A 26,031-nucleotide genomic window follows, 5' to 3' on the forward strand; every position below is an offset into this window, starting at 1 on the left:
GTAAATACGTGCACAAAGCGTATTTTTGCTCTAGTATACAAAACCCTCTATGTTAAAAACAAAAGTCAAAGTTAGTTCGATTGAAAATCTATCCGATGCGCGGTATTGTGCAGGAATGGGAGTGGAATGGTTAGGTTTTCCGTTAGCGATGCCTTTGGAGAAATTTGCTGAGATCAGAAACTGGTTAGCGGGAGTTCAAATCGTAGGCGAGGCTTCTGGATTGAAGCCTGAGGAAATCAAGGAATTAGTGGCGTCACATCAACCAGATGCGATTGAGATTGATTCTAAAGTGAATTTAGTGTTGATTCAAGATATCGATTTGCCCAAAATTCTGCGCGTAAACATTGATACGGATAATTTACCGGCATTATTTGCGTCTGCAGCACCCTATGTTTCTCATTTTTTGTTAACGGGGGATAGCCCTGAATCGTTGCAGGGGATGGAATCATCCATTGAAATTTGGGCGGCACAATATCCGATTATACTAGGTTTAGAGGTTCCAGAGGAAGATTTAGAAGAGTGGGTTGACCAAACTTCCATTCAAGGAATTGGTTTAATGGCAGGAAAAGAAGACCGTCCCGGTTTTCGAGATTTTTCTGATTTAATGAGTATCTTGGAAAAATTAGAAATTGACTAATATGCTAGCAAACATAAAAGCTAAATATACGCTGGCGAAAGCCATGGTTCGATCGAAGCTTCAGGCTTTTGGCTTGTTGCTGCTTGGCTTGCTGAAAAAGGTACTAGGGGAGCGTTTGTATAGCATGGTTATCGGCTATTCGGTCATGGGACAGGTATTTGTTCAAACCCAAGGTCGCAAAATTCAAGCCTATTACGATTCTAAGGTCGATAAGACCACGCCTTATTATAAGCCCATCGTAAAGGGCTATAAAATCTTCGCTAAATCAGCTCTTTTTGTGTTGGTCTACCTCTTAGTCATTGAGACGAATTTCTTCTTTTTAACAGGAGAAATGCCTAGCGTAGATGATCTTCAGAATCCTAAATTGTCTCAGGCATCTGAGATTTATTCTGCGGATGGAGTGCTTTTGGGCAAGTTTTTTGCTGAAAACAGAACGCCGATTCGCGATTATAATCAAATTTCACCCTATTTAGTGAAGGCTTTAGTGGCGACGGAAGATGCTCGTTTCTACGAGCATACTGGGATTGACTTTCAAGCCTGGGCTGGGGTTTTAGTGGGGATTGTAAAAGGGGGTGATCGTGGAGGTGGAAGTACGATTTCACAGCAATTAGCGAAGAATTTATTTAAGACGAGAACGAAGAAAGGATTCGTTAAAACGGGTCTCTTGGGTTATATCCCAGGATTGAATAAGTTGATTTATAAGTCCAAAGAGTGGGTTACCGCGATCAAATTAGAGCGTTTTTATACAAAAGACGAGATCATCTTATGGTACTTAAACACCGTAGATTACGGTAATAATGCGTACGGAATTAAAGTAGCCTCTAAGACCTATTTCAATACGTCGCCAGATAGCTTGAATATCCAAGAAGCAGCGATTTTAGTTGGGTTGCAAAAAGCAACGACGACCTATAATCCGAAGCGTTATGTGGGGAAGCCTTTGGCAGAAAATAAAGCCTGGAAGCGTAGAAACGTGGTTTTAGCCCAAATGGTGAAGGCAGGTTATTTACGTAAAGTGGATTATGATTCATTAGCTGTTTTACCGATTGAACTGCATGAAAATGAGGAATCGCCTTACGATGGCACCGGTAATTATTTCAAAGTGGCGGTGGCTAAATACCTGAATGAATGGGCGGAGAAGAATGATATTGAATTAGATCTGTACCGGGATGGTTTGAAAATTGTGACGACCATTGATTCTAAGATGCAGATTTATGCGGAGGAAGCGGTGGAAGAGGGGATGCGTGCGACCCAAAAGAACTTTGATAATCACTGGGCGAATCAAAACCCCTGGGTGGGTGAAAATGGTCAGGAAATCCCTGGATTCATCGATACCGTTGCTAAAAGGACGGAATATTATAAATACCTAGTGGCTCGTTTTCCTACAAATCCGGATTCGGTGAAACATTACATGAAGGATGTGAAACGTGATATGTGGGTCTATTCCCGTAATTCGATGGGGGAGGAAAAACGGACGATGAGTGCATACGATTCGATTCAATATTATAAGAAGTTTTTACAGGCGGGGATGATGACGATGGATCCATTTACGGGTCATATTAAGGCTTGGGTAGGTGGATTAGACTTCAAATATTTCAAATACGATCACGTAAAACAAGGTCGTCGTCAACCAGGTTCGACCTTTAAGCCTTTTGTGTACACCTCTGCTATCGATGGTCCCAAAGATTTATCACCTTGCTATATGATGCGCGATGAGCCATTTGAGATTGAGGTGGAGAATGCCAAAGGCGAAAAAGAAATGTGGCGTCCAGGCAATGCGAACGGTAGTTTCTCCATGAGAGAGATGCCGATTAAGCGTGCTTTGGCACAAAGTATCAACTCTGTAACCGCTCGATTAACGAATGAGGTAGGGGCTGATACCGTGATGTATTATGCGAAAAAGATGGGTATTAAGAGTCCATTGAAGGCTGTGGCATCAATCGGTTTAGGTTCTTTTGATGTGAATTTATTCGAGATGATCGGTGCTTATTCGGCTTTTGTAAATGAGGGAATGCACGTGGAACCTATGTTAGTGCAAGAAATCAAGGATCAAAATGGCAAAGTATTGCAACGTTTTGACCCGACAATGGAGCAGGTGATTCGCAAGGAATCCGCCCAATTAGTACGCTACATGTTAGAGGGAGTCATTCACGAAAGTGGTACGGGTAGTTCTTTATTGTATGGCGAGGGAGATATCTTATTGCCGAAAGAAAATCGCTATGCACGTGTTTTTGCTGGTAAAACAGGAACCACTTCGAATCACTCGGATGGTTGGTTTATCGGGATGTCGCATAATTTGATTTCGGGTGTTTGGGTTGGAGGAGATGATCGATCGATTCACTTTAGGACAGGCGCCTTAGGTGAGGGCTCTAAAACGGCTTTGCCTATCTTCAAGCGTTTCATGATTAAAGTGGTGAAGGATCCATTGCTAGCGCAATACCGTCCGCAACCTTTCGAAAAATTAGATAGACGAGTGGTTAAGAAGGATTTTGATTGTTCGAATGGTTCCTATGCTTTACCCGATTCGCTTCAAGTTTCTGACTCCGAATTAGACTCTATGAATGCCTTATTAGAACAAAATGCACAGCCTGCGGATTCGACGGGTTCCCCTCAGTAAAATGGATAAACATACAATTGCGGCCTATTTTCAAGGCTTACAGGATCGAATTTGTGCTGGTATTTCCGCAACTGACGGTGGAGCTTCCTTTAAGGAAGACCAATGGCAGCGTCCGGAGGGCGGTGGCGGAAGGTCCCGCGTTTTAGCGAAAGGGACCATTTTAGAGAAAGCCGGTGTTAATTTTTCAGCAGTTGAAGGCCCACTTCATCCGAAGATGGTGACTAGTTTGAATGTGACGGCGGAAGTTGAGTTTTTTGCTACGGGTGTTTCAATTGTAATGCATCCAGAGAATCCTTGGGTGCCCATCATTCACATGAATGTGCGGTATTTTGAATTGAGCAATGGGGAGTTTTGGTTCGGTGGAGGAATTGATTTAACGCCACATATCATCATTCCAGAGCAAGCTAAGTGGTTTCATGAGCAATTAAAGGCGGTTTGTGATCGTTTTGATCCAAGCTATTATCCAAAGTACAAGAACTGGGCAGATGATTATTTCTACAGCCCACACCGGGAAGAGACACGAGGAATCGGTGGAATTTTCTTTGATTATATCAAGGGAGATAAAGAAACGGTGTTTGAGTTTGTCAAAGCCGTAGGTGAAGCCTTTGAACCCATTTATAGTCATTTGATGCGTTTGAATGCGGCTAAGGAATATACACAAGCCGAAAAGGAGTTTCAATATATTCGGAGAGGTCGTTACGTGGAGTTTAATTTAGTGCACGACCGGGGAACGAAGTTTGGACTAGAGACGAACGGCAGAACGGAATCTATTTTGATGAGTTTGCCACCTATGGCAGCCTGGGAGTACATGTACGATCCACAGGTCTTTCCAGAGGGTCAGACGACCTTCGATTTACTGAAAAAGGGAATTAATTGGATATAAAAAAAGGGGCTTTTGAAGCCCCTTTACTTTTATTCTGCTTCCCAGACAATATCGATGCCCTTAGGCGTCATTAATAGAACGCGGGTGGGAGCGGGTAGCAACACCAAGCGGGCATTGGCCACAGGATCTTCGATCCATTCTACTTCAACTCCTTCTTTTTTACCAATTTCGATTTCACCATCAGCTGTCTCTACGAATTTTTTAGCTAAATAAGCCGTAGGCAGTAATACATCAGATTCAGGGCAGTGTTTCAAGTGTACCTTTTCCAAGATATCCTCTAATTGATCACCGTATTTCTCGTTGAAATCATCCTCTAAATCGTGTAGCATCTCTTCTACATCATCATACGTATCATCCGAGTAGTTTAATTTGCTCAATTCTAATCGCTTTTCTAAAATGGCGATCATCGCCTCGTCAATCGTATTCATAAGGATTCGTTTAATTTTTACAAAGATAAGTTTTGAAAAGGAGATTCCCTTGGAATTGTCGGGTCAAAACTGATATTTCCTTTCTCAATCGACAGACCAGATCTAAAATTATTCGTGTACAATTGCCCCGTACCTAGACCTTGTGGGATTTTCACTTCATAATCTCCCGTAAATTGGGCGATGGCTTGAAGACCGATGTTCGATTCCAAAGCAGACGTAATCCACCACTCTTTCCCATTTTTTGAAGCCCAATCAATCCAATCCCGGGTGGCTTGAATGCCACCGACGAAACTCGGTTTCAAAATAATAAAGTCGGGATTGATGTAGGAGGCAATTGATTTGTCCTTCATTCCGATTAGCTCCTCATCTAAGGCGATGGGTAATATTTGTTGTGCCACCAGCTTTTTCATTTCCTCCGGTTGGCCCGCTTTGATGGGCTGTTCGATGGAATGCAGGTCGTAGGCAGCCAGTTTTTCTAGTTTAAAAGGGGCTTCCGTTGGGGAAAAGGCTCCATTTGCATCAACGCGTAAGGTCAGCTCGGAAGCAGAAAAACGCGAACGAATACTTTTTATTAGGGATAATTCAGTCTCAAAATCAATGGCTCCTATTTTTAACTTCAAACAGGAATAGCCATGATGCAGTTTTTGCTCGATTTGCTCGCGCATGAAATCGGCGGTTCCCATCCAAATTAGGCCATTGATGGGAATAGCAGCTGAACCTTTGGCAAAATCATTCGTGAAGGGCTTTTGTAAATCAAGTAGGGCAGTCTCTAAAGCAAAGCGAAAGGAGGGTTGTTCGAAAGGTATTTCAGCGATTAGTTCGGAAATATCTGAGGGCGATTCAAGCCCATGAAAAGGGGATAGACTTTCGATGAAGGCAGGTAAGCAATCGTCCTGAAATTCCGGGCTCAGCCCAAACAATGGGCCCGCTTCTCCGATGCCCACCCGATTTCCATCCGAAACTTCCACGAAATAAGATTTCTTCTTCGTCAGAACACCTCGAGAGGTGCCTGCTTCGAAATGAAATTGAAGCTCGTGGGGGAGGAATCGCAGACTGATTTTTGACATGATGCAATTTATTATTTTCTATTCGATTTTGTGCCCTCCCGTATTATTTTTAGCTTTAAGGTTATTATATGAAGCAGACAATTACCTTTCTTCCTTCCTTGCTTTTTGGGTTAATTACCTGGGTACGAAATAAACTTTTCGACTGGGGAATTTTGCCGTCTAGGACTTTTGAAAAACCTCGAATTGTTGTGGTGGGAAACCTGGCGGTGGGTGGAACGGGTAAGAGTCCCTTGGTGGCTTATTTGGTCAAGAATTGGCGCGGAGGAGATTCTTTAGGGATTTTAAGTCGAGGTTATGGTCGAAAGACGAAAGGATATATCGAGGTAAATGGGCAATCGAGTGCTGAGGAGGTGGGTGATGAGCCTTTAGCCTACAAAAGTTTATTCCCAGAAATTCCGGTGGCAGTTTGTGAAAAACGAAAGGTGGGAGTTGAAAAAATGCCTGATGTGGATGTATTATTGTTAGATGATGCCTTCCAACACCGTTCCTTAAAAAGTTCGCTGAATCTAGTTTGTTCTACCTTTGAAAAGCCTTTTTACCAAGATACGTTATTACCTCACGGGCGATTAAGGGAGTCTGCAAAGGGAATTGAACGAGCTGATGCAGTGATTGTAACCCGATGCCCTTCCATTTTAACGAAGGAGCAAAAGTCGAATTTTGCACAAGGGGTATTGCGAAATTCGAAAGTAGAAAAGCCTATTTTTTATACGAGTGTTCGCTATGCTAAGCCGGTAGGACCACGAGAGCATTTGCCTTCAAAATGGGCCTTATTTGCTGGGATTGCTGATCCTAAGCCCTTTTTTACGTATGCGTCTTCTTTAGGGCAAATCCAAGAAGAAGTAATTTATGGAGATCACCACCGTTTTACGGAAGTTGAATTATTGGAATTAGAGCAGCAAGCAAAAACCATGGCAGGTGATGAGGGATTTTTGACGACCCACAAGGATTTTGTGCGCTTGCAATCGCACCTAAGTCAATTACCTAACTTAGGGAATCATTTATATTACCTACCGATGGAAATGTATTTCATCGATCAAGAAGAACAGTTTTGGGACTGGTTGGGAAAAAATTAATTTTGTAGCGTGAAGTGTAGACTGGTTTTATTTCTTGTTTTATTGGGTATCTCACCTGTTTTTGGGCAGACGCTGCAGTCAGCTGGCGGGAATCGGAATGACTTTCCGGATCCTATGGCGCCTAAAGATCCGAACGCGCCTAAGCCAGTATCGAATGGGAAGTCAGGTCGAGCGGCTTTGGACGACTCCACTAAACAGATTTATGGACCCCAAACCATGTCCTATTCGCTAGAGGAAGATGTGTTAAACGGACGCGGTGTAAAGAAATCGGTTGATACGAGTTTACACCTATTTCACCGGTATCTATTCCAAGAAAGATCCGGGTTTTTAACCGCTCATTTAGGAAATGAAGGTACCGCCGTTCGTCCTGTTTTCATTAAGAAACCAGATCAAATAGGCACTCAGATGGGGTATAATGCCTATATGCCCTATGCCTTTGCGACAGATGAGGTTAAATACTACCAAACGAAATCACCTTATTCGGATGTTGAATATTACTTGGGAGCAGGTGGCCAAACCCGGTTAAACTTCACTTTTGCTCGAAATATTGACTCCCTTTGGAATATGGGATTCGAGATTCAGCGACAGGTTTCGGATAAGTTTTTGACAGATCAGAAATATAAATCTGGGAATCAGACGCTCACTGAACAGTGGGGAGTCTTGTTTCAGACAAATTTCAGAACCCGAAATAACCGCTACCGTTTGCTATCTCACCTGAATTATTTCGATATGGGTATTCAGGATCAAGGCGGAGTTCAATTATTAAATGGCTTAGACCCGACGACTGCGTTGAAGTACACGGATAATGGGGCCCTTTTTTCGAGTGCAGGTGCTCAATCAAATGATTCCTTTCTTAAATTCCATTTCTACCACGAGTTTATTGGATTTAAAGGCTTGCAGTTTTTCCAACGGGTGGATGTAGAAAATCGGGCGGCGAAATTCAAGGACATGGATTTTGTGACTAATCTCTCGAATGCCTATTACCCTAAAAATTACGGTACACAGACGGATTCCTTGTACAACGAAAATCAATGGCAGTCCTATTCGCATCAAACAGGTTTCAAAGGAATCTTTAGAGGTTTTACCTACCGTACCTATTTCAAACAGCGTTATTGGGACTTGAATAATCCGATAGCTGGCTCTCGAAGAAACCGCTTAGAAAACTATGTGGGATTGTTTCTGCAGCAGAAGTTTAATGATAAAATTGATTTTACAGCGGATGGAGAATACTTGTTAGGTTCCGACTATCGCTTGCAGGCTAATTTTAGTTCGCCCTTCTTTCAAGTGAAGGCGAGTCGGACTTCCATCAGTCCTTCTGTGGCTCAGAATTGGACAAATAATGCGGCCTTTCGCTGGGATCAATCATTGACTAATGTGTCCTTTGATGAGCTGACAGGAAGTTTGGACTTTCATACGAAGCAAGTCTATTTCCGCCCTACGGCAACGATACAACGGATATCGAATTATGTGTATTTCGATACTTTGGCAACCGCCAAACAAACATCAGAGGGGATTGGGGTATTTAGAACTGGGTTTTCAGCTGGCGGGACGTTTAAACGCTTTGAATGGTCTACCTTGGTCTTAGCGAACACGAAAACGGGACCAGATGTGATGAGGATGCCTAATTTAGTGGCAAGTGCGAATCTGGCTTTGAATGTGCAGTACAAGAAATTATTGTATATGCAGTTTGGGATAGATGTACAACATCAATCGGCTTATTATGCGGATGCGTATATGCCTACCATTCAACAATACCATTTGCAGGATCGCTATGAGATTCCGGCCTTTGTTCAAGCGGATGCTTACGTGACTTTACGCATTAATCGAGTTCGACTTTTCTTTAAGATGCAGAATGTATCGCAAGGATTGTTAAATTCGAATTACTATACAGCTTACTTACATCAGGCGATGCCTCGTTCTTTCGGTTATGGTGTTCGTTGGCTATTATTTGATTAAATTATTAAACCTAGATAAAATTATGACAACTATTTCACGCCGGAGTTGGGTGAAAGGAATGGCGCTGGCTACCTTAGGCAGTGTTGTTTTTACCGACTTAAATGCAGCTGATGCACCTGCAATTCAGTGGAGTGCAGATCAAGAGGCCTTATTGAAAAATTGGATGGGAGTAATTATCCCGGAATCCAGCTTACCTGGAGCAGTCTCTTTGGGAGTTCCTGCCTTCGTGAAAGTTATGCTTCGCGATTGTTATGAGCCTAAAACGTCTGAAATGTTAGCGAATGCGTTGGCTGCTTTGCCTACGATTGAAAAGATGTCTGAGTCAGAGAAGGAAGCGTTATTTTTCCAAATCGAACAAGGGAAAATGGGTTCAGACGCGCAAAAAGCGATGAAAACATTGAAGGGACTTACTATTCAAGGGTATATGTCTACAGAGTATGTAATGGTCAATCACTTGAACTATGTGATGGCACCAGGATTTTTCAATGGCTGTGAACCTCTTAAAAAATAAACCTACGTATGAATATTTTAACTAACGCGGAGAAACGTACGTATGGAGCGATTGTCATCGGTTCAGGTATGGCTGGTGGCTGGGCTGCTAAAGAATTTTGTGATAAAGGAATTAAGACTTTGGTGTTGGAAAGAGGCCGCAAAGTAACGCATAATGAAGATTATCCGACGACGTTAATGAGCCCTTGGGAATTTGAACACCGGGGACAATTAACGAAACAAGAGATAGGCGAGAATCCGACCGTTTCGAAGTGTTATGCCTTCCGCGAGGATGCTAAGCACTTTTTTGTGAAAGATAAGGAGCATCCCTACATTCAGGATAAGCCATTCGATTGGATTAGAGGGTACCAAACAGGGGGTAAATCGCTCTTATGGGCGCGCCAAACACAGCGTTGGTCTCAGTTGGATTTTGATGGTCCTGCACGCGATGGATTTGCGGTGCCTTGGCCCATTACTTATAAGGAAATTGATCCTTGGTATTCCTACGTGGAGCATTTTGCGGGTATATCAGGAAATAAAGATGGGTTAGACTCCTTGCCGGATGGTGATTTCTTGCCACCGATGGAATTAACCTGCGTAGAGAAGCATTTCCAAAAAGAAATGAAGCGTTTATATTCCGATCGTCACGTGATTATCGGTCGTTGTGCGCATTTAACGGAGCCTCGTGATATTCACATCCAACAAGGTCGTGGAACCTGTTTAGGTCGTAATTTATGCCAAAGAGGTTGTCCTTACGGCGGTTATTTCAGCGCTAACTCATCTACTTTACCTTGGGCGGCGAAGACCGGAAATATGACGCTCAGAACTGATTCGGTGGTTCATTCCATTATTTATGATGAGCAGAAACAAAAAGCAGTAGGTGTGCGCGTAGTGGATGCCCATACAAAGGAGATGGTCGAATATTATGCGAAGGTGATTTTCGTGACGGCAGCAGCATTAAATACCAATTTAATCTTGTTGAACTCGAAGTCATCTCGATTCCCGAATGGACTAGGTAATGACAGCGGTCTTTTAGGAATGCACGTCGCTTTCCATAATTACCGTGCCTCGCTTTCAGCAGAATATGAAGGATATTTAGATTACAAGACTTCCGGTGGTCGTCCGAATTCAGGCTACATTCCTCGTTTTAGAAATTTATACAAGCAAGAAACAAATTTCCTACGTGGATACGCTGCAGGTATGAGCGGTGGTAGAGGAACGCATGCGGACCAAAGTGCCATAGGCGAAAGTCTGAAGAATTCTTTGTTGAACCCGAAATGGTCGAATTGGTACGCTGGTTCGCACATGATGGGGGAGACGATTCCGAAGGAGAGTAACAAAGTGACTTTGGACGCCACTAAAAAGGATGACTGGGGCATGCCATTATTGCATATGGATGTCAGCTACGATAATAACGATGATTTGATGGTCAAAGATTTTATCGATCAGTTCACCGAAATGTATGAAAAGGCAGGTTTCAAGAATATCAAAACCCGTGATTCACATGCGCCGGCTGGTTTAGACATCCACGAAATGGGAGGAGTTCGCATGGGTTCAGATCCGAAGACATCTTTATTGAATAAGTGGAATCAAATGCACCACGTGAAGAATGTGTTTGTGACGGACGGAGCTTGTATGACATCGACGTCTACCCAAAACCCATCCCTAACCTACATGGCCTTCACAGCGCGTGCGGTGGATTATGCGGTAAAAGAAATGAAGAAAGGAAACATCTAATGCTAGAAACTTTTTTAGGTAAAACGGCGGATCACCTCTTTCAGGCTCATGGCATGGAAGGTTTGAAGGATATTGCCGTGGTGATGCCCTCGCAAAGGGGTATTCTGTACCTAAAAAAGGAGTTAGCCTTTCGGGGAGATAGACCTTTTCTCTCTCCCTCTTTTTTTACGATTGAAGAGTTTGCGCTGCAGATGTCGGATTCCGTTCTGGAGGATCCGATTGACTTATTATTTGAGGCCTATGCTTGTTTCAAGGAGGTAGATCCTAAAATTGATTTCGATCGATTTGTTACCTGGGGTCAATTGATGTTGAAGGATTTTGACACACTTGATCTCTACTTAGTGGATCCTACGTCCTTGTTTTCCTTTTTATCGGAGGCCAAATCGATTGAACGATGGGGGAAGGAATTTGGGGAGGATCAGGCGGAAGGTTGGATTACACCGAATACGCAGGCCTATTTTAAATTATATGATTCCCTTTTAGAGGTCTATATACGTCTAAAAAGTCGATTAGAAGCGAAAGGAACCACGTATCGAGGATTAGCTTACCGTAAATTGGTGGAGCTGTTAGAGGCGGGTAAATCACTTGGGTTTAAGCAGATTTATTTCGTCGGATTTAATGCCTTGTCTAAATCGGAAGAGACGATTATTCGCTTGCTGTTGCGCGAGAATGTGGCGCAGACGCTTTGGGATGTTGATGAATATTACGTTAAAAATAAGCACCACCGGGCGGGTAATTGGTTGAGAGACTATTCTAATCCAGCAAATCCGGCGTATTTATCGCGAGGGCCCTTTCATTGGATGGGTCGTGATCTTGTAGATAAGCCAAAACAGGTGGAAATACTTGCTTTAGCGAATCCATCTGCTCAGATATTTGTCGCTTTAGAGCAAATTCGTACTTGGCAAGCAGAGCATGGAGAGCTAGAGCAAGTGGCACTCGTTTTAGGGGATGAGAGCCTTCTAGATTCATTGATGCCCTATTTAGGGGAGTTTAAGGATCGTTTGAACATAACGATGGGCTATTCCTTGAAGAAATCACAGGTTTTTTCTTTGATTGACTTGTGGTGGTCATTCGTCCCTATGGAGAAATACCCAGTCTCCTTGCTTAAATCGTTAAAAGAACATCCCTTAATGCAGGGGATTCCACTGCCTACTTGGAAGGAAACTGATTTATATCTTTCAACTGTTCCTGAAAATTCTAATCTATTTATTCCGGCTGATGCTAGTTTTCAGGACTGCCTAAAATCGCTGATTAGCTTATTAAACAGTATTTTATACAAAACAGATAAGGACGATTGGGATGCGGAGTCGCATGCCGTTTTGCAAGCTTTAACGGTCTTAGATAAGTTAGAAGAGTTAGCTTCGACGCATACGTTTATTACAGTCAAAAGTGGTCAAGCGCTTTGTAAGCAGCTTTTACAACAGCAAAAATTGACCTTTGAGGGTGCCGAAAAGCGTTCCTTGCATGTGATGGGTCTGTTGGAAACAAGAACCCTGGATTTTGATCGGGTGATTGTTTTATCCTTGAATGAGGGAAGTTTACCAGGAACGCGCAAAAGAGAAAGTTTAATACCTGTCGACATCGCGAATATGGCGGCTTTTTCACTGCCTACGTTTACCCAAGCAGATGCGGTGACGAGTTACCACTTTTACCGCCTTTTGCAGAGACCGAAGGAAGTAATCCTAGTCTATGTCCAAAACGAATCATCTTCCGCTGAAGTGAGTCGTTTTATTCGCCAAATCAGGTATGACTGGGTAAAGGCGAACCCACATTTGAAATTAGTTGAGCCGGCCATCAAATTTAGTTCTTCCGTCCAAAAGGAAAACGAAGTGACTTTACGTATCGAAAAAACGCCAGAACTTATTGCTCAAATCCGTGGAATTCTCGAAAAAAGGGGACTTTCCCCTTCTTCCGTGGCGATGTTTTCGAGTTGTTCCTTAAAATATTATTTCTCTCAAATCGTCAATTTGCAGCAAGAAAAACAGCGAGATGATGAGATGGGGGCTGATGTTTTTGGTACTTGGGTACATAAAGTCTTGGAATTGCTTGATAAGCAATTGATTAGCATCGGTGGATTTGAGAGTTCTCTTTCTGTTGAAAAGAAAAAAGAATTGATTGCCCCACTTTTAGAGAAAGCGATGGAGGATATTCGCGAGCGAGAGGGGAATTTTGAGATAGAAAAAGGATTTAATTACGTTCTTCAGGAGGTTGCGAAAACTTTATTAGGGAATTACTTCGAAGAATCTGCTTCCTGGTATCCCGAGGAAATTAAACTCCTCGCAGTGGAACAACAAGTGGAAACATTCGTTTCAGTGCCTGTAGGCAATGAATCGTGGTCCATACGCATGAAAGGCCGGATAGATCGCTTGGATTTAAAAGGAGGCTCCGTATTGCGTATTGTGGATTACAAGACGGGTAAAGTAGTGAAACAAGACGTGGATGCAGGGGAGAGTCTAGCAGAAACGCTTCGGGAAGAGGAGTTGAAGACAAAGCTTTTTCAGCTGTGGATGTACAAGTTTTTAGTAGCCAAAGAATTACAAAAATCACCTGCGGATCGAAACGAATTTTTGCGAAGTCTACCCTCCGATAGGATTGAATTAGAGCCTGGAATCATATCTTTCCGAAACTTTGCGGGCAAACTTATCTCTAGCTCTTTGGAATTTTCTGAAGGAGAATCAGTCGAGGCATTTTTACAAGAATCGGAAGAGGTAGTCAGTTTTTGGGTGAATAAACTCGTCTCAACGGATTCCGTTTTTGAGAAAACGGTCAATATGGATCAATGTACCTACTGTGATTTCACCTCAATTTGCCATCGAAACGTGTAGTTTGATGAAAATGACTTATTTTTGACCTTTAATTATATAATCATGACATTTCAAGAAATCAACGAACGTATTATTGCTTTAGCTGCTGAAAAAGGTGGCCAAGGAGTCTCATTTAAATTTGCTTTCCCAGGTGGAATTATTGTTGTAGCAGCTGATGGATCTGTTTCTAATGAGAATTTAGATTCAGATTGCACAATCTCGACGACGGAAGAAACCTTTACTTCTATTTTAAAAGGAGATTTAAACTCCATGATGGCAGTAATGACGGGTAAGGTGAAAATTTCAGGCGACATGTCTGTTGCGATGAAATTGACGAACTTATTGTAATCCATGAATTTTAGCGATACCATTGTTGCCTTAGCTACGCCTGCAGGGGTAGGAGCGATTGGGGTTATACGTCTTTCGGGAGATCGAGCAATCGAGATCGTGAATAAGGTGTTTCAGCCCAAAGACCTCTCTGTCCAAGCCTCTCATACGATTCATTACGGTCGTATCGAGTCAGCAGGCCGTGTTTATGACGAAGTGGTCGCTAGTTTATACATTGCACCTCGCTCTTATACGAAGGAAAATGTGGTCGAAATTTCTTGCCACGGTTCCCCGTTCATCCAAGAGAGTATCCTTCAATTATTTGTGGAACAAGGGGCTCGCTTCGCTCGCCCCGGTGAATTCACGCAGCGTGCCTTCCTAAACGGAGCCTTCGACTTAGCACAAGCTGAAGCCGTTGCTGATGTCATCGCCGCAGACTCCGCTGCCGCCCAAAATGCCGCTCTACACCAATTGCGTGGTGGTTTTTCGAAAGAATTAGCTGCTTTGCGAGAGGAATTAATCCATTTTGCTTCGCTAATCGAACTCGAATTAGACTTCGGCGAGGAGGATGTAGAGTTCGCAGATCGCCAAGATTTAGAAGATCTGGTGAATCAATTATTAGCAAATATTCGCCCTTTGGTGGCTAGTTTCAGAACTGGAAATGCAGTCAAAAATGGGGTGGCTACTGTTATCGTAGGTAAACCCAATGCAGGCAAATCAACCTTATTAAATGCCTTATTGAAAGAGGATCGTGCCATTGTTTCGGATATCGCCGGAACGACGCGCGATTCTTTAGAGGACGAATGGACTTTAGGTGGAATCAAGTTTCGCTTAGTGGATACCGCTGGATTGCGCGAGACTACAGATGTCATCGAAGCACTAGGAGTGGAGAGAACACAGGCTTGGGTGAAGAAGGCGCAGGTGGTGATTTATATGGCGGATGCCACTTCAGAAACTCCGGTTGGTTTTGCTGCTGGAGTGGAAGCACTGGGTCAGCTGGATATTCCGGTGATAAAGTTGTTGAATAAGGTGGATCAGATTTCTTCAACGGAATTAGCCGCTTTTGAAGATGCCATTCCCATCTCCGCTAAAAACCGCTCTGGACTAAACGACCTCGAAACCGCTTTATTAAACGTGGTGGGTTTAGATCAAGTAAGTACCAGCGGCACTTTAGTCACTAATCTTCGCCACTACCAGCAGCTTTTACAAACGCAAGAAACCTTAGAAGGCGTTCTTGCAGCCTTAAAGACAGGTTTAACAGGTGATTTAATCGCACAAGACCTTCGCTATGCCCTCCATCACCTCGGTGAAATTACGGGGCAAATATCGAATGACGATTTGCTGAGGAATATTTTTGGGAAGTTTTGTATAGGCAAATAATTTCTGCGTAGCAGAAATTATTTGCCAAGTATAAAGCATAAAGCACAAAGAATAAAGTGGGAATAAAAAAAGAGAACGAAAATCGTTCTCTTTTTTTATGGTACGTTTTGAATATTTCATGAATTTATCGTCGCAGGCGATACCACCTTTATTCTTTATGCTTTATTCTTTATTCTTTACGCAGTTCAAAACAAATCATTAAACTTAAATCCGTCCGTTAACCTCTCCTTGCCAAGTTTCTGATACTCCGCCAGCGCCCAAAGCACAAATTCCTTCAAGAACAATTTATCAGCTGCCTCAACATTCGGTTGATAACGAGCGATCAAATCCTCTAAGGGCTTAATATCATTCAAAGTCGACGCATAATCCGCCGCATTACATTCATCATACAAAACGACTCCGCCTTCGGCATAAACCGCTTCCATCAACACGGCATAAGGACTCTCTTCGATTTTCTTAGAAAGCTTTTCGATCTTAGGGAATAGGCCTGGGAAGAATGATTTGATGGCAGAGCCAATCAATTGCTCGGCTACGAATGCTGCGCCTTCTTGTTCGCCTTCGTAGACTAATTCAACCTTTCCTGTGATGGCTGGGATGATTCCCATGAAATCTGCTAAACGAACAGTCGTTTTTGACTCCTTATTTAATAGGGCACGTCTTTCTGCCGTACTCACTAAACTTTCTAGCATCGAGATGCTCATACGTGCGCTGACACCACTTTTGGAATCAATATATTCACTTTCTCTTGCTTCGAAAATGATTTGTTCTAGTAAATCGTAAGCTAGGTTAGGTACATAAACTCGATCAGATTGTGCTGCATTAATGCGCGCCTCTTGAGCAGAAATTTTACGCGCAATCGCAATAGTTTCTGGATAATGGGTCAAAATTTGAGAGCCAATACGGTCCTTCAAAGGAGTCACAATGCTACCTCTGTTCGTATAATCTTCCGGGTTCGCAGTGAAAATGAATTGAAGATCAAGTGGTAAACGCAATTTGAAACCACGAATTTGGATATCACCTTCTTGAAGAATGTTGAATAGAGCTACCTGAATACGAGCCTGTAAATCTGGAATTTCATTGATTACGAAGATGCAACGGTTTGCTCTAGGTATCATCCCAAAGTGAATCACGCGGTCATCTGCATAGGATAATTTTAAATTCGCCGCTTTGATCGGATCCACATCACCGATTAAATCTGCCACTGTTACATCTGGAGTGGCTAATTTCTCAGCAAAGCGATCAGAGCGGTGTAACCATGCGATAGGTGTTGCATCTCCTTGAGCTGCAATTAAATCTTGCGCGAAACGAGAAATAGGGGCCAAAGGATCATCGTTAATCTCTGAACCAGCCACGTAAGGAATGTATTCGTCCAATAAGTTGACCATTAAACGCGCCAAACGCGTTTTTGCCTGACCTCTTAAGCCTAATAAGTTGATATTGTGGCGAGATAAGATTGCACGCTCTAATTCAGGAATAACGGAGTTTTCAAACCCATGAACACCCTCGAAAACGGTCGTACCCGCCTCCATATGGGCGATTAGGTTATCTCTTAATTCGTCTTTAATGGATTTACTTGTATAGCCTGAGGCCTTTAATTCACCTAAATTCTTGATCATCTTATTTCAGTCTTTTCTTTCTATTCGTTTCGTAATCTTGAAAAATCATTTCACCTAAACCCTTTAAACCTGTGTAGAAGGCCTTTCCTTGATTTGCCTCTGTGAACTTATCCACAAATTGTTGTAGATAGGAATCGCGTGCGATCATGAAGGTGGTGATGGGAATGTGTAATTTACGTGCCTGCGCCGCCTGTGTGTAACATTTTTCGGTCACATATGGGTCTAGGCCATTACTATTCATATAATAGGATCCGTCTTTTTCCCGAACACAGCTCGGTTTTCCGTCGGTAATCATAAATATCTGTTTGTTGGTATTCCGCTTTCTGCGCAGAATATCCATGGCTAATTGAAGTCCAGCCACCGTATTCGTGTGGTATGGCCCCACTTTCAGATAGGGAATATCTTTGATGGAAATACTCCAGGCATCGTTTCCGAAGACCAGAATGTCAATCGTATCTTTTGGGTAGCGAGTTGTGATGAGTTCTGCCAAAGCCATCGCCACCTTCTTTGCCGGCGTAATCCGATCCTCTCCATACAGAATCATGGAGTGGCTGATGTCGATCATTAACACGGTACTCATTTGGGATTTGAACTGGGTATCTTCAACCACTAAATCCTCCTCCGTTAACTCGAATTCGCCTATTCCGTGATTGATTTGGGCGTTTTTTAAACTCTCCGTAAGAGAGATCTTTTCTAAACTATCGCCAAAATGATACGACCTAAATTCCCCGGTCAATTCATCCCCTTGGCCAGATGTCTTGGTTTTGTGATTGCCAGCGCCACTTTTGTTTAAGTTTCCGAAGATATTTTCCAACGCTGTCTGGCGAATGGCTCGCTCTGTTTTTGCCGTAATACCCATCCCAGAACCTCCATTCTCATCTATCTCCTCGCGGATATAACCTTTGGCTTTTAAATCTTCAATAAAATCCTCAATGGTATAATTCTCATCCGTCAGCTCGTATTCCTTGTCTAATTCGCGTAACCATTCGATCGCCTCATCAAAATCCCCCGACGTATGTGTGATTAATTCCTTGAAAATCCCGAAAAGCTTATCAAAAGGGGAGATGCTTTTCTCCTCAAACTCTTTAAAATAAAATCCCTTTTTATTCATGTCTTTAAAACCCAACTAACGCTTTAATTGTTCAAATAAACGACTAAATTTGACAAAATGAGCGAACAAATTATTTCCATTCGATTTTTATCCTTCCAAGGATTTGCAAATAAGCGTTTTGCCTTTGCAGAAATGGGTCGCTCATTTGTTCAAAGCTGGAAATCCGAAGGACTTTCTTTTGCCAAACATTTAGGCGTAGGAGCAGGCAACGGATTCTCTATTTGGCCAGACTTTTCCTCTTATGCCTTTCTAGGTGTCTTCGATAACCAAGCTGCTTCTGATCTTTTTTTTACCTCAAATGAGCGCTGGTTGACCCTTTCTTCGCATGCATACGCTACTAATGGCTGGGATGCCGTTGCAATCAAAGGCCATGGGACTTGGAATGGATCGAATCCTTTTTCTATTGTGGAAGATCCTGGATATGGACCGCTTTTAGTGATGACCAGAGCCAGTATTGTTTGGTATAAATCACCCATCTTCTGGTTTTACGTGTCTCATGCGAGTAAATATTTAGAAAACAGGGCAGGCTTATTATTTGCCAAAGGTGTAGGCGAATTTCCCCTCATCGAGCAGGCTACTTTGAGTCTTTGGGACTCGTCAGAAAACTTGGATTCTTTTGCCTATAAAAGTAAGGAGCACAAGCCTATGATAAAGAAGACAAGGATGATAGGGTGGTATTCGGAGGAGATGTTTACGAGGTTTCGTGTGGTTTCTACGATTTAAAGCACAAAGAATAAAGCACAAAGAATAATGAAGGAATCAAAAAGGGATCGAATTTCGATCCCTTTTTGATGAGTATAGTAAATATTTCAAAAGTTCATCGCCGCAGGCGAATCCAACTTTATTCTTTATTCTTTTTGCTCTATTCTCTACGATTCGATAAAAATGCCTTGCATTTTTATCGAATCGCTTCAATCCCCCTCGTCTTCGTACGAATCCGGATCGCATCCTGCACGTCATACACGAAGATTTTGCCGTCACCTACGTTGCCCTCTGAGGCGTTGTCGAGGATGACATCTAAGCATTTTTCTAGGTTTTCATCGCTTACGACGCAGATGATCATCACTTTTGGCAATAAAATCATCGACTTTTCTGTACCGCGGTATATTTCTGAATAACCTTGCTGTAAACCGGCTCCACGAACGGGAACAACGGTCATACATGGAATATCTGCATCGATCAAGCCTTTTTGAATAGCTTTTAATTTCGATGGTTTTACAATGGCTTCTACCTTTTTCATATCGTTCTTATTTAGCTATTATTCAAAAGTGGTGTATGCTTCTACTCCAAATTCAACGGCATCAATACCCGCAGATTCTGCTTTGTGACTTAAGCGAATACCCATGGTCTTTTTTAAAGCCATAAATACAGCGTATGTAGTAGCAAATGAGAATACACTAATGACTGATACCCCGATTAATTGTGTGATAAATTGAGCGCTTTCACCTGTGATGAATAATCCATTTTTCTGAGAAAATAATCCTACGGCAATCGTTCCAAAGAAACCATTCACCCCGTGAACCGCTACCGCACCCACTGGATCATCCACTTTCATTTTGTCGACCACTACTACCGCAATATCGACAATCGTACCTGCAATGAATCCAATGATTAATGCTGAATCAGCTGAAACAACATTACATCCGGCTGTAATAGCTACTAAACCGGCTAATACTCCATTAATTACCATGGTGATATCGACTTTTTTGTAACGCAAATACGTATATAACATGGTGGCAATACCACCGGCAGCTGATGCTAAAAAGGTGTTAGTAGCAACAGAACCGATCAAATCCCATTTGCCTACAGCTCCTAATGTAGAACCAGGGTTGAACCCGAACCAACCAAACCATAAGATAAATGCACCTACAGCAGATAAAGTTAAGTTATGTCCTGGAATAGCGTTTGCTGTTCCGTCTTCGTTGTATTTTCCTAAACGGGGGCCTAAAACGATTGCACCAGCTAAGGCAGCAAAGCCACCCATCGCGTGAATTGCAGCGGATCCAGCAAAGTCATTAAATCCTCTCAAGGCTAACCAACCGTTTGGATTCCAAACCCAGTTTGCAGCTAATGGATACAAGAATGCGCTGAAAATGGCTACATAAATAGCATATGACCACATTTTCATACGTTCGGCTACACCGCCTGAGACAATGGAGATGGCTGCAACGGCGAAGCCCATTTGGATGAACCAGAAAAGGGAGTTGGAAATGGTGAGACCTAAGCCTAAATCACCTTCCATGATGCCGGTGTCGAAAGCCCAGTAGCCATTCGATTTGCCATAGGCAATGCCGAATCCGACTAAATAAAAGGCAACACCACCGAACATGATGTCAATCATGACTTTGGCAATAATACTGATGGCATTCTTAGAACGGACGAATCCAGCTTCTAGGAGGGCAAATCCTCCTTCCATTTGGAAAATTAAAGCGGCGCAAAGGGCCACCCATACCGTGTCAATAGCGTGTGTGAGTTCCACTTGCTGAGCAGCAAGCGTGGCAGTTTCATTCATGGTTTTGTGTTTTGTATATAATGCTTCTTGTTTCAAAAATACAAAACGATTTGGAATATTCTGCATTTTGATGGAACTTTAACGCTATACAAAAACCTATTTCAATGAAGAAAATTATTGCTCTCGTATGCTTGAGTTTAAGCTTAAGTTACGCATCATCAGCACAAAAACCGGCTATTATTCCTATTCCCACTGAGGCATCTTATCCAGCTGGGAAGTTTACATTACCTACGTCTATTTCAATTTCTGGTCCATCTGATCCTCAGATGAAAGTGGCCTATGCGACTTTGGTAGGCAAACTAAAAGTGGCTACAGGTCGTCCAGTGAGTCTTAAATCAGCAGGAACCGCCACTATTCAATTGCAATTAGTTAGCAACACTAAGTTAGGTGCTGAAGGATACGAACTACAGGTTAATTCAACTGGCGTAAAAATCAAGGCCAATAAACTGGCTGGTCTTTTTTATGGAATTCAGACCTTATATCAATTATTACCAAAGGAAATTGAATCAAAATTAGTAGCAAAAGGCGTACAATGGACGATTCCATATGCTCAAATCACTGATACCCCTCGCTTCGCTTGGCGTGGTCAAATGTTCGATGTGGCGCGTCACTTCTTCTCTAAGGAAGATGTAAAGAAATTTATCGACGATATGGTGGAATACAAATACAACATCTTGCACTTTCACTTAACGGATGACGAAGGTTGGAGAATTGAGATAAAATCTTATCCTAATTTGACAAAAAAAGGGGCGTTTAATGTGAAGAAAGTGGGGCGTTTTACGACTTTCTCTAAGCCTGAGCCGAATGAGCCGCGTACGTATGGAGGTTTTTATACACAAGAGGATATCAAGGAATTGGTAAAATACGGACAAGAACGTTTTGTGAATATCGTTCCTGAGATTGATGTACCGGGTCATTCGATGGCAGCTGTAGCTTCATATCCAGAACTTTCATGCACGCCAGGTGCGGATAAATATGAAGTGATTTCGGGCGAGCCGTTCATCGATTGGTCGCATGGACATCCAGAGGCTTTACAAGATAATACCTTATGTCCAGCGAATGAAAATGTATATACCTTCCTGGACAAGGTAATGGGTGAGGTGGCTAGTTTATTCCCTTATGACTATATCCACATGGGTGGTGATGAGTGCCCGAAGAACTATTGGGATAAGAATCCGGAGATTTTGGCATTACGAGCTAGAGAAGGATTGAAGAATTCACAAGAGGTGCAGGCTTATTTTGTGCGTCGTTTGGAAAAGATTATTTCGGGTAAAGGAAAGCGCATGTTAGGCTGGGATGAGATTTTAGAAGGAGGAGGATTGCCAAAAGGCACCTCAGTGATGTCATGGCGCGGAATTAAAGGCGGTGTTGAAGCAGCAAAATTAGGCCATGAAGTGGTGATGACACCAAATGATAACGTTTACGTGGACTTGATGCAAGGCGATATAGCTTTAGAACCACCGGTTTACAGAACAGTTCGATTAACAGATTCCTACGCTTTCAATCCAGTGCCAGATGGGGTGGATGCGAAATTAGTGAAGGGAGGACAGGCGAATATGTGGTCAGAGCAATTGTATAATTACCGTCACTTACAATACATGATGTGGCCACGAGCTTTAGCCATTTCCGAATCTTTATGGTCAACTAATGAAAATAAAAACTGGGATAATTTTATTAGCCGCGTGGAAGAACATATGGCGAGATTTGATGTAGCAGATAAGAAATATGCACCATCCATGTACGAAGCTATCGTAAAGGTAACGAAGAACGCAAAAGGAGAACTTTTTGTAGAGTTGAAAAATGAAATCTCGGGATTGAAGATTCATTACAGTTTTGACAATTCCTACCCGGATAACCACTATCCTTCAGCCTCTGGTCTAGTTGCCGTTCCTAAGGATGCTGAATTGATGCGCATCGTTTCGTATCGTGGATCAAAAATGATGGGTCGTATGATGAATATCTCCCGTACAGATTTAGAGAAAAGAGCTAGATAATGCTTTTAAACCTCCTTTTTAGTATTCTATTATCGGTCGGGGTGCCCAATATTTCGGGCGCCTCGACTGCTTCTACGACGAACTATCTTTCCGTCAAAAAAGGATATGTGATGTCCTATAATGGGGTAGAGGGTCGAGCGAATTGGGTGGGCTGGACGTTAAGAGCTAGTGATGTAGGATCTGTAGATAGAACAAATCGATTTATTCAAGATGAGTCATTTCCACGGGGTTTTAGGATCGTGGATGAAAGAGATTATGCACATTCAGGTTTTGATCGAGGTCATCTATGTAATTCGGAAGATCGGACTTCGTCAGAATACTTAAACGAGGAGACATTTTTAATGTCGAATATGATTCCTCAGACGCCGGAATTAAATCGGGGTCCTTTTAAATTTTTAGAAGAATATTGCAGAAAGTTAGCGGTTAAAAGAGGTCAACATCTTTTGATCTATTCCGGTGGAATTGGATCAAAGGGCCGCCTTGCCTCAGGTGTTATCGTTCCAGCCTATTGCTGGAAAGTAGTATATACACCAGAAAAAATCTGGTGTATACTATTTCCAAATGAGAGATTGCTTAATAAAAACTGGCAAACCTATTCGGTGCCTTTAGTTACGCTAGAAAAAATGACGGGCTATAAATTCCCTCGAAAATTACTTTAGCATATAAATCGCTAATTTCTTCGCAGCTAAGAAGTTTTCGTATTCCAGCGGCGTTCTTCGGTTATTCGTATACTCGGTATATAACCAAGGATCACCCATCGCAAACACTTTTCCTTTACCTACTTTTGCCGTAGCCATGACAGGATATCCTAAGTGATTAACTAGTGATTTCGCGTTTCCACTTAATTTCAACGTCGTTATTTCCTTGATGTAAACCTTCTTAATCGGGTCAAAAACCTCATTCCCCGCAGGAATCATGACAGCTCCTTGCTCCCAATTACGTCCTTGAACGAAGTTTAAATTAGGGGCCACGAATTCAATGCCGAAGCGCTTAGCTAAAATATTGAATTGTGGAATTTCGCAGTTTGTTGTGTCATTCGCTAAAAGAATCAAATTGCCACCTGCCTTTACCCAAGCTTCGATTTCATCTGCCGCTTTTACGGTCATGAAATTTGGCTTAGCTGTTTCTTTATAACTATCTGGATCTACGATAATGTAAATAGAGGCTCCTTTTAGGTTCTCGCGGGTTGGAGAGATACCTAAGGTATCTAATGTTGCCCCTAATTGCTCGAATTGAATGCCCCATTGGTTAAAACCAGAGTCTTTCCGATCTTCCCAAGTATAGTGATAACGATTTCCATTTTTCGTCTCGTGGTTAAAGAAATAATCTAAAACGACCTTCTTCCCTGCTCCGATGGATAATTCTTTGGCGATCTCCATCTCTAAAGATGCCAGGATAAATGGACCCACGCCTTTTAAATCATCTGTACGCAAAGGTTCGCTTAAATAATAGTCATAGGAACCATCGCGGTACGGAACGCCACCTAAGCCTCCCACAGAAACAGTTTTCTCTAAATGAATATAGCCTGCTGCGTCTTTGGTGATGAATTCTTTTAAAATTCCAGCATAGCCACGCTCTGCATTATTACGGAAGGAAACAGGCAAATAGCCTTTTCTTACGCCTTTAGCGAAGGCATAGACAAACATATTTGATGCGGAAGCCTCGAAGTAATTTCCTTTTTTGCCGGGATATCCTGGTAATTGGTACCAAACCCCAGAAACAGGATCTTGAATCTTAGCAATAGCGCCTGATAATTGATTTAATTGTTGGATTAAAATGCCTCTAGATGGATGATTCTTTGGCATATAATCTAATACATCCACTAAGGCCATCACGTACCAGCCCATCGAGCGACCCCAAAAATTTGGCGAGTGCCCGTTGGTCTTATCTGCCCAAGGCTGCGCTTTTGCTTGATCGTAGGCGTGGAATAATAAACCTGTTTTTGAATCGATGGCTCCTTTGTACATCAATTGGAATTGCTTAACGATATCAGACCAGTTGTCTTGATTCGTTATTTGTCCATATTCCGCATAGAAAGGCTCTAGCATATATAAACCGTCTAACCACATTTGGTTTGGGTATCTTTTCTTATGCCAAAAGCCGCCATCTGCATCTCTCGGTTGCTGAGAAATCTGCTTTCTTAATAGATCTGCGGCCTTTTTATAGCGTTCATCTCCTAATTCTTGGTACAAATACAATAGCATTCGACCGGTGGTGATATTATCTGAATTGAATTCGTCGAAATGGTAGGTGCGGATGTTTCCGTTCGCATCGACGAAACTGTCGATGTTTTTTTTGATGTAGTTAAAGTAGGTGGCGTCCCCCGTTCTTTGGTAGACATGTTCCAAAGCCTTTAATACCAATCCTTGTTCATAATCCCAGCCCGCCGGCTTACCTACTTTTACAGCAATAGAGTCTTTATGCTTGTGCATAATGGACTTCGCCATTAACTCAGAATAGTTTTGAGCACTCACTGCTGTGCTTAAACTTAAAAAAAGAACGATCAGTTTTTTCATCTTAGCGTAATTCAGAAATTTCTGCAAAATCCATATCAGTATAATCCTTGTTCTCACCTGCCATTCCCCAAATAAAGGAGTAATTCTTCGTTCCTGCTCCACTGTGAATCGACCAAGGTGGCGAAATAATTGCTTGGTGATTATGCACCCAAATGTGCTTGGTCTCCGTCGTTTCCCCCATTAAATGCAATACCGCGTGTCCTGGTGTCACATCGAAGTATAAATAAGCTTCCATACGACGATCATGTACGTGTGCCGGCATCGTATTCCAAACCGAACCCGGCTCTAGAATCGTTAATCCCATCACTAATTGACAGGATTGGATGCCCTCGTTGTGGATGTACTTGTAAATCGTGCGGTGATTAGATGTTTCCAGCGTGCCTAAGACCACAGTCGTAACCTGCTCCCGATCTAATTTTGCATTCGGGTAATTAGCATGTGCTGGAGAAGATAATAAGTAGAATTGAGCTGGATTTTCGGATGATACAGAGCTAAAACTAACTTCTTTTACTCCGCGTCCCACATATACCGCACCTAATTTATCGATGGTGAATTGTTCTCCATCTGCTGTCACGGTTCCTTTTCCTCCCACGTTAATGATCCCTAGTTCACGTCTTTCTAAGAAGAAATTCGCGCGTAATTTTTCGGGATTAGGAAGATGCAAGGTGTTCAATACCGGCATCGCACCACCGATGATCATACGATCATAAATGGTATAGGTTAATTGTATTTGATCTGCATGAAAAATCTTCTCAATTAAGAAATTATCTCTGATCTCTTGATTCGTAAAAGTGGAAACCTCCTTACGGCTCGCCTCAAATCTATAGTCCATTCTAATATGTTTTTTGTTTTTAAAGCGTTTTTGCGCCTAATTCTACTGTATATTT

21 protein-coding genes are annotated in these 26,031 nt (G+C 42.4%); 13 read left to right on the forward strand and 8 right to left on the reverse strand.

Annotated features, from left to right (window positions below):
* Window positions 1-49 precede the first annotated feature (49 nt).
* Genes V7S74_RS00690 through hemF form a run of 3 tightly spaced genes read left to right on the forward strand, consistent with a single transcriptional unit; the run spans window position 50 to window position 4,134 of the window.
* On the forward strand, window positions 50-637 hold the full coding sequence (locus V7S74_RS00690; RefSeq protein WP_406776853.1) for an N-(5'-phosphoribosyl)anthranilate isomerase: 588 nt from the start codon (window positions 50-52) through the stop codon (window positions 635-637).
* Window position 638: 1 nt separating this feature from the next.
* A complete protein-coding gene (locus V7S74_RS00695; protein ID WP_406776854.1) occupies window positions 639-3,251 on the forward strand; it encodes a transglycosylase domain-containing protein in 2,613 nt (870 codons plus the stop codon).
* Window position 3,252: 1 nt separating this feature from the next.
* Window positions 3,253-4,134 carry an oxygen-dependent coproporphyrinogen oxidase gene (hemF, locus tag V7S74_RS00700; RefSeq protein WP_406776855.1) on the forward strand — a complete coding sequence of 294 codons (882 nt, stop codon included), beginning with the start codon at window positions 3,253-3,255 and terminating at the stop codon, window positions 4,132-4,134.
* Between the two features lie 29 nt (window positions 4,135-4,163).
* On the opposite strand, the gene V7S74_RS00705 is transcribed toward hemF, so the two are convergent.
* Both V7S74_RS00705 and V7S74_RS00710 read right to left on the reverse strand, forming a co-directional pair.
* Window positions 4,164-4,562: a hypothetical protein gene (locus V7S74_RS00705; protein ID WP_261345521.1), complete on the reverse strand. Its 399-nt coding sequence runs from the start codon at window positions 4,560-4,562 to the stop codon at window positions 4,164-4,166.
* Window positions 4,563-4,579: 17 nt separating this feature from the next.
* Complete coding sequence (locus V7S74_RS00710; RefSeq protein WP_406776856.1) at window positions 4,580-5,629, reverse strand: o-succinylbenzoate synthase; 1,050 nt, start codon at window positions 5,627-5,629, stop codon at window positions 4,580-4,582.
* Between the two features lie 68 nt (window positions 5,630-5,697).
* On the opposite strand from V7S74_RS00710, the gene lpxK reads away from it, so the two are divergent.
* From lpxK to mnmE, 7 genes are read left to right on the forward strand one after another with little or no spacing between them, the layout of a single operon-like run.
* Window positions 5,698-6,702, forward strand: coding sequence for a tetraacyldisaccharide 4'-kinase (gene lpxK, locus V7S74_RS00715; protein ID WP_406776857.1), 1,005 nt, complete (start codon window positions 5,698-5,700; stop codon window positions 6,700-6,702).
* 9 nt (window positions 6,703-6,711) lie between these two features.
* On the forward strand, window positions 6,712-8,658 hold the full coding sequence (locus V7S74_RS00720; RefSeq protein ID WP_406776858.1) for a putative porin: 1,947 nt from the start codon (window positions 6,712-6,714) through the stop codon (window positions 8,656-8,658).
* 22 nt (window positions 8,659-8,680) lie between these two features.
* On the forward strand, window positions 8,681-9,169 hold the full coding sequence (locus V7S74_RS00725; protein WP_406776859.1) for a gluconate 2-dehydrogenase subunit 3 family protein: 489 nt from the start codon (window positions 8,681-8,683) through the stop codon (window positions 9,167-9,169).
* Between the two features lie 8 nt (window positions 9,170-9,177).
* The gene (locus V7S74_RS00730; RefSeq protein WP_406776860.1) at window positions 9,178-10,884 is read left to right on the forward strand and encodes a GMC oxidoreductase; all 1,707 of its coding nucleotides are present in this window, start codon (window positions 9,178-9,180) and stop codon (window positions 10,882-10,884) included.
* A complete protein-coding gene (locus tag V7S74_RS00735) occupies window positions 10,884-13,709 on the forward strand; it encodes a PD-(D/E)XK nuclease family protein (protein WP_406776861.1) in 2,826 nt (941 codons plus the stop codon). The genes V7S74_RS00730 and V7S74_RS00735 overlap by 1 nt, the downstream gene beginning before the upstream one ends.
* Before the next feature lie 42 nt (window positions 13,710-13,751).
* Window positions 13,752-14,036 (forward strand): SCP2 sterol-binding domain-containing protein, encoded by a 285-nt coding sequence (locus tag V7S74_RS00740; RefSeq protein ID WP_406776862.1) that lies wholly within the window; start codon window positions 13,752-13,754, stop codon window positions 14,034-14,036.
* 3 nt (window positions 14,037-14,039) lie between these two features.
* Entirely contained in the window at window positions 14,040-15,395 is a 1,356-nt protein-coding gene (mnmE, locus tag V7S74_RS00745) for a tRNA uridine-5-carboxymethylaminomethyl(34) synthesis GTPase MnmE (protein ID WP_406776863.1), read from the forward strand.
* Window positions 15,396-15,580: 185 nt separating this feature from the next.
* Here the strand turns inward: mnmE and V7S74_RS00750 are convergent, their stop codons facing one another.
* On the reverse strand, window positions 15,581-17,011 hold the full coding sequence (locus V7S74_RS00750; protein ID WP_406776864.1) for an AAA family ATPase: 1,431 nt from the start codon (window positions 17,009-17,011) through the stop codon (window positions 15,581-15,583).
* Between the two features lies 1 nt (window position 17,012).
* The gene (locus V7S74_RS00755) at window positions 17,013-18,122 is read right to left on the reverse strand and encodes a vWA domain-containing protein (protein WP_406776865.1); all 1,110 of its coding nucleotides are present in this window, start codon (window positions 18,120-18,122) and stop codon (window positions 17,013-17,015) included.
* 57 nt (window positions 18,123-18,179) lie between these two features.
* Between V7S74_RS00755 and V7S74_RS00760 the strand changes: the two genes are divergently transcribed.
* Window positions 18,180-18,845: a spheroidene monooxygenase gene (locus V7S74_RS00760; RefSeq protein ID WP_406776866.1), complete on the forward strand. Its 666-nt coding sequence runs from the start codon at window positions 18,180-18,182 to the stop codon at window positions 18,843-18,845.
* A gap of 175 nt (window positions 18,846-19,020) precedes the next feature.
* Here V7S74_RS00760 and V7S74_RS00765 read toward each other — a convergent pair whose 3' ends face one another.
* Entirely contained in the window at window positions 19,021-19,362 is a 342-nt protein-coding gene (locus tag V7S74_RS00765) for a P-II family nitrogen regulator (RefSeq protein WP_406776867.1), read from the reverse strand.
* An 18-nt stretch (window positions 19,363-19,380) separates the two neighbouring features.
* A complete protein-coding gene (locus V7S74_RS00770; protein WP_406776868.1) occupies window positions 19,381-20,634 on the reverse strand; it encodes an ammonium transporter in 1,254 nt (417 codons plus the stop codon).
* A 104-nt stretch (window positions 20,635-20,738) separates the two neighbouring features.
* Between V7S74_RS00770 and V7S74_RS00775 the strand changes: the two genes are divergently transcribed.
* Window positions 20,739-22,628 carry a beta-N-acetylhexosaminidase gene (locus V7S74_RS00775; protein ID WP_406776869.1) on the forward strand — a complete coding sequence of 630 codons (1,890 nt, stop codon included), beginning with the start codon at window positions 20,739-20,741 and terminating at the stop codon, window positions 22,626-22,628.
* The gene (locus tag V7S74_RS00780) at window positions 22,628-23,287 is read left to right on the forward strand and encodes a DNA/RNA non-specific endonuclease (RefSeq protein WP_406776870.1); all 660 of its coding nucleotides are present in this window, start codon (window positions 22,628-22,630) and stop codon (window positions 23,285-23,287) included. The genes V7S74_RS00775 and V7S74_RS00780 overlap by 1 nt, the downstream gene beginning before the upstream one ends.
* Here the strand turns inward: V7S74_RS00780 and V7S74_RS00785 are convergent.
* Together V7S74_RS00785 and kduI are read right to left on the reverse strand one after the other, a co-directional pair.
* On the reverse strand, window positions 23,279-25,144 hold the full coding sequence (locus tag V7S74_RS00785) for a glycoside hydrolase family 88 protein (protein WP_406776871.1): 1,866 nt from the start codon (window positions 25,142-25,144) through the stop codon (window positions 23,279-23,281). The genes V7S74_RS00780 and V7S74_RS00785 overlap by 9 nt on opposite strands.
* Window position 25,145: 1 nt before the next feature.
* Window positions 25,146-25,976: a 5-dehydro-4-deoxy-D-glucuronate isomerase gene (gene kduI, locus V7S74_RS00790; protein WP_406776872.1), complete on the reverse strand. Its 831-nt coding sequence runs from the start codon at window positions 25,974-25,976 to the stop codon at window positions 25,146-25,148.
* Window positions 25,977-26,031 lie beyond the last annotated feature (55 nt).

Origin of the sequence: Aquirufa novilacunae (genome assembly GCF_045310505.1) — a bacterium.
Lineage (GTDB): Bacteria > Bacteroidota > Bacteroidia > Cytophagales > Spirosomataceae > Aquirufa > Aquirufa novilacunae.

Bases quoted from the DNA above. Each gene is read 5' to 3' on its own strand.
- V7S74_RS00740 (WP_406776862.1), top strand. From the start codon at position 13,752: ATGACATTTCAAGAAATCAACGAACGTATTATTGCTTTAGCTGCTGAA.
- V7S74_RS00690 (WP_406776853.1), top strand. From the start codon at position 50: ATGTTAAAAACAAAAGTCAAAGTTAGTTCGATTGAAAATCTATCCGAT.
- V7S74_RS00760 (WP_406776866.1), top strand. From the start codon at position 18,180: ATGAGCGAACAAATTATTTCCATTCGATTTTTATCCTTCCAAGGATTT.
- V7S74_RS00725 (WP_406776859.1), top strand. From the start codon at position 8,681: ATGACAACTATTTCACGCCGGAGTTGGGTGAAAGGAATGGCGCTGGCT.
- mnmE (WP_406776863.1), top strand. From the start codon at position 14,040: ATGAATTTTAGCGATACCATTGTTGCCTTAGCTACGCCTGCAGGGGTA.
- V7S74_RS00765 (WP_406776867.1), bottom strand. From the start codon at position 19,362: ATGAAAAAGGTAGAAGCCATTGTAAAACCATCGAAATTAAAAGCTATT.
- V7S74_RS00735 (WP_406776861.1), top strand. From the start codon at position 10,884: ATGCTAGAAACTTTTTTAGGTAAAACGGCGGATCACCTCTTTCAGGCT.
- lpxK (WP_406776857.1), top strand. From the start codon at position 5,698: ATGAAGCAGACAATTACCTTTCTTCCTTCCTTGCTTTTTGGGTTAATT.
- V7S74_RS00770 (WP_406776868.1), bottom strand. From the start codon at position 20,634: ATGAATGAAACTGCCACGCTTGCTGCTCAGCAAGTGGAACTCACACAC.
- V7S74_RS00785 (WP_406776871.1), bottom strand. From the start codon at position 25,144: ATGAAAAAACTGATCGTTCTTTTTTTAAGTTTAAGCACAGCAGTGAGT.
- kduI (WP_406776872.1), bottom strand. From the start codon at position 25,976: ATGGACTATAGATTTGAGGCGAGCCGTAAGGAGGTTTCCACTTTTACG.
- V7S74_RS00705 (WP_261345521.1), bottom strand. From the start codon at position 4,562: ATGAATACGATTGACGAGGCGATGATCGCCATTTTAGAAAAGCGATTA.
- hemF (WP_406776855.1), top strand. From the start codon at position 3,253: ATGGATAAACATACAATTGCGGCCTATTTTCAAGGCTTACAGGATCGA.
- V7S74_RS00730 (WP_406776860.1), top strand. From the start codon at position 9,178: ATGAATATTTTAACTAACGCGGAGAAACGTACGTATGGAGCGATTGTC.
- V7S74_RS00780 (WP_406776870.1), top strand. From the start codon at position 22,628: ATGCTTTTAAACCTCCTTTTTAGTATTCTATTATCGGTCGGGGTGCCC.
- V7S74_RS00710 (WP_406776856.1), bottom strand. From the start codon at position 5,629: ATGTCAAAAATCAGTCTGCGATTCCTCCCCCACGAGCTTCAATTTCAT.
- V7S74_RS00775 (WP_406776869.1), top strand. From the start codon at position 20,739: ATGAAGAAAATTATTGCTCTCGTATGCTTGAGTTTAAGCTTAAGTTAC.
- V7S74_RS00750 (WP_406776864.1), bottom strand. From the start codon at position 17,011: ATGATCAAGAATTTAGGTGAATTAAAGGCCTCAGGCTATACAAGTAAA.
- V7S74_RS00755 (WP_406776865.1), bottom strand. From the start codon at position 18,122: ATGAATAAAAAGGGATTTTATTTTAAAGAGTTTGAGGAGAAAAGCATC.
- V7S74_RS00695 (WP_406776854.1), top strand. From the start codon at position 639: ATGCTAGCAAACATAAAAGCTAAATATACGCTGGCGAAAGCCATGGTT.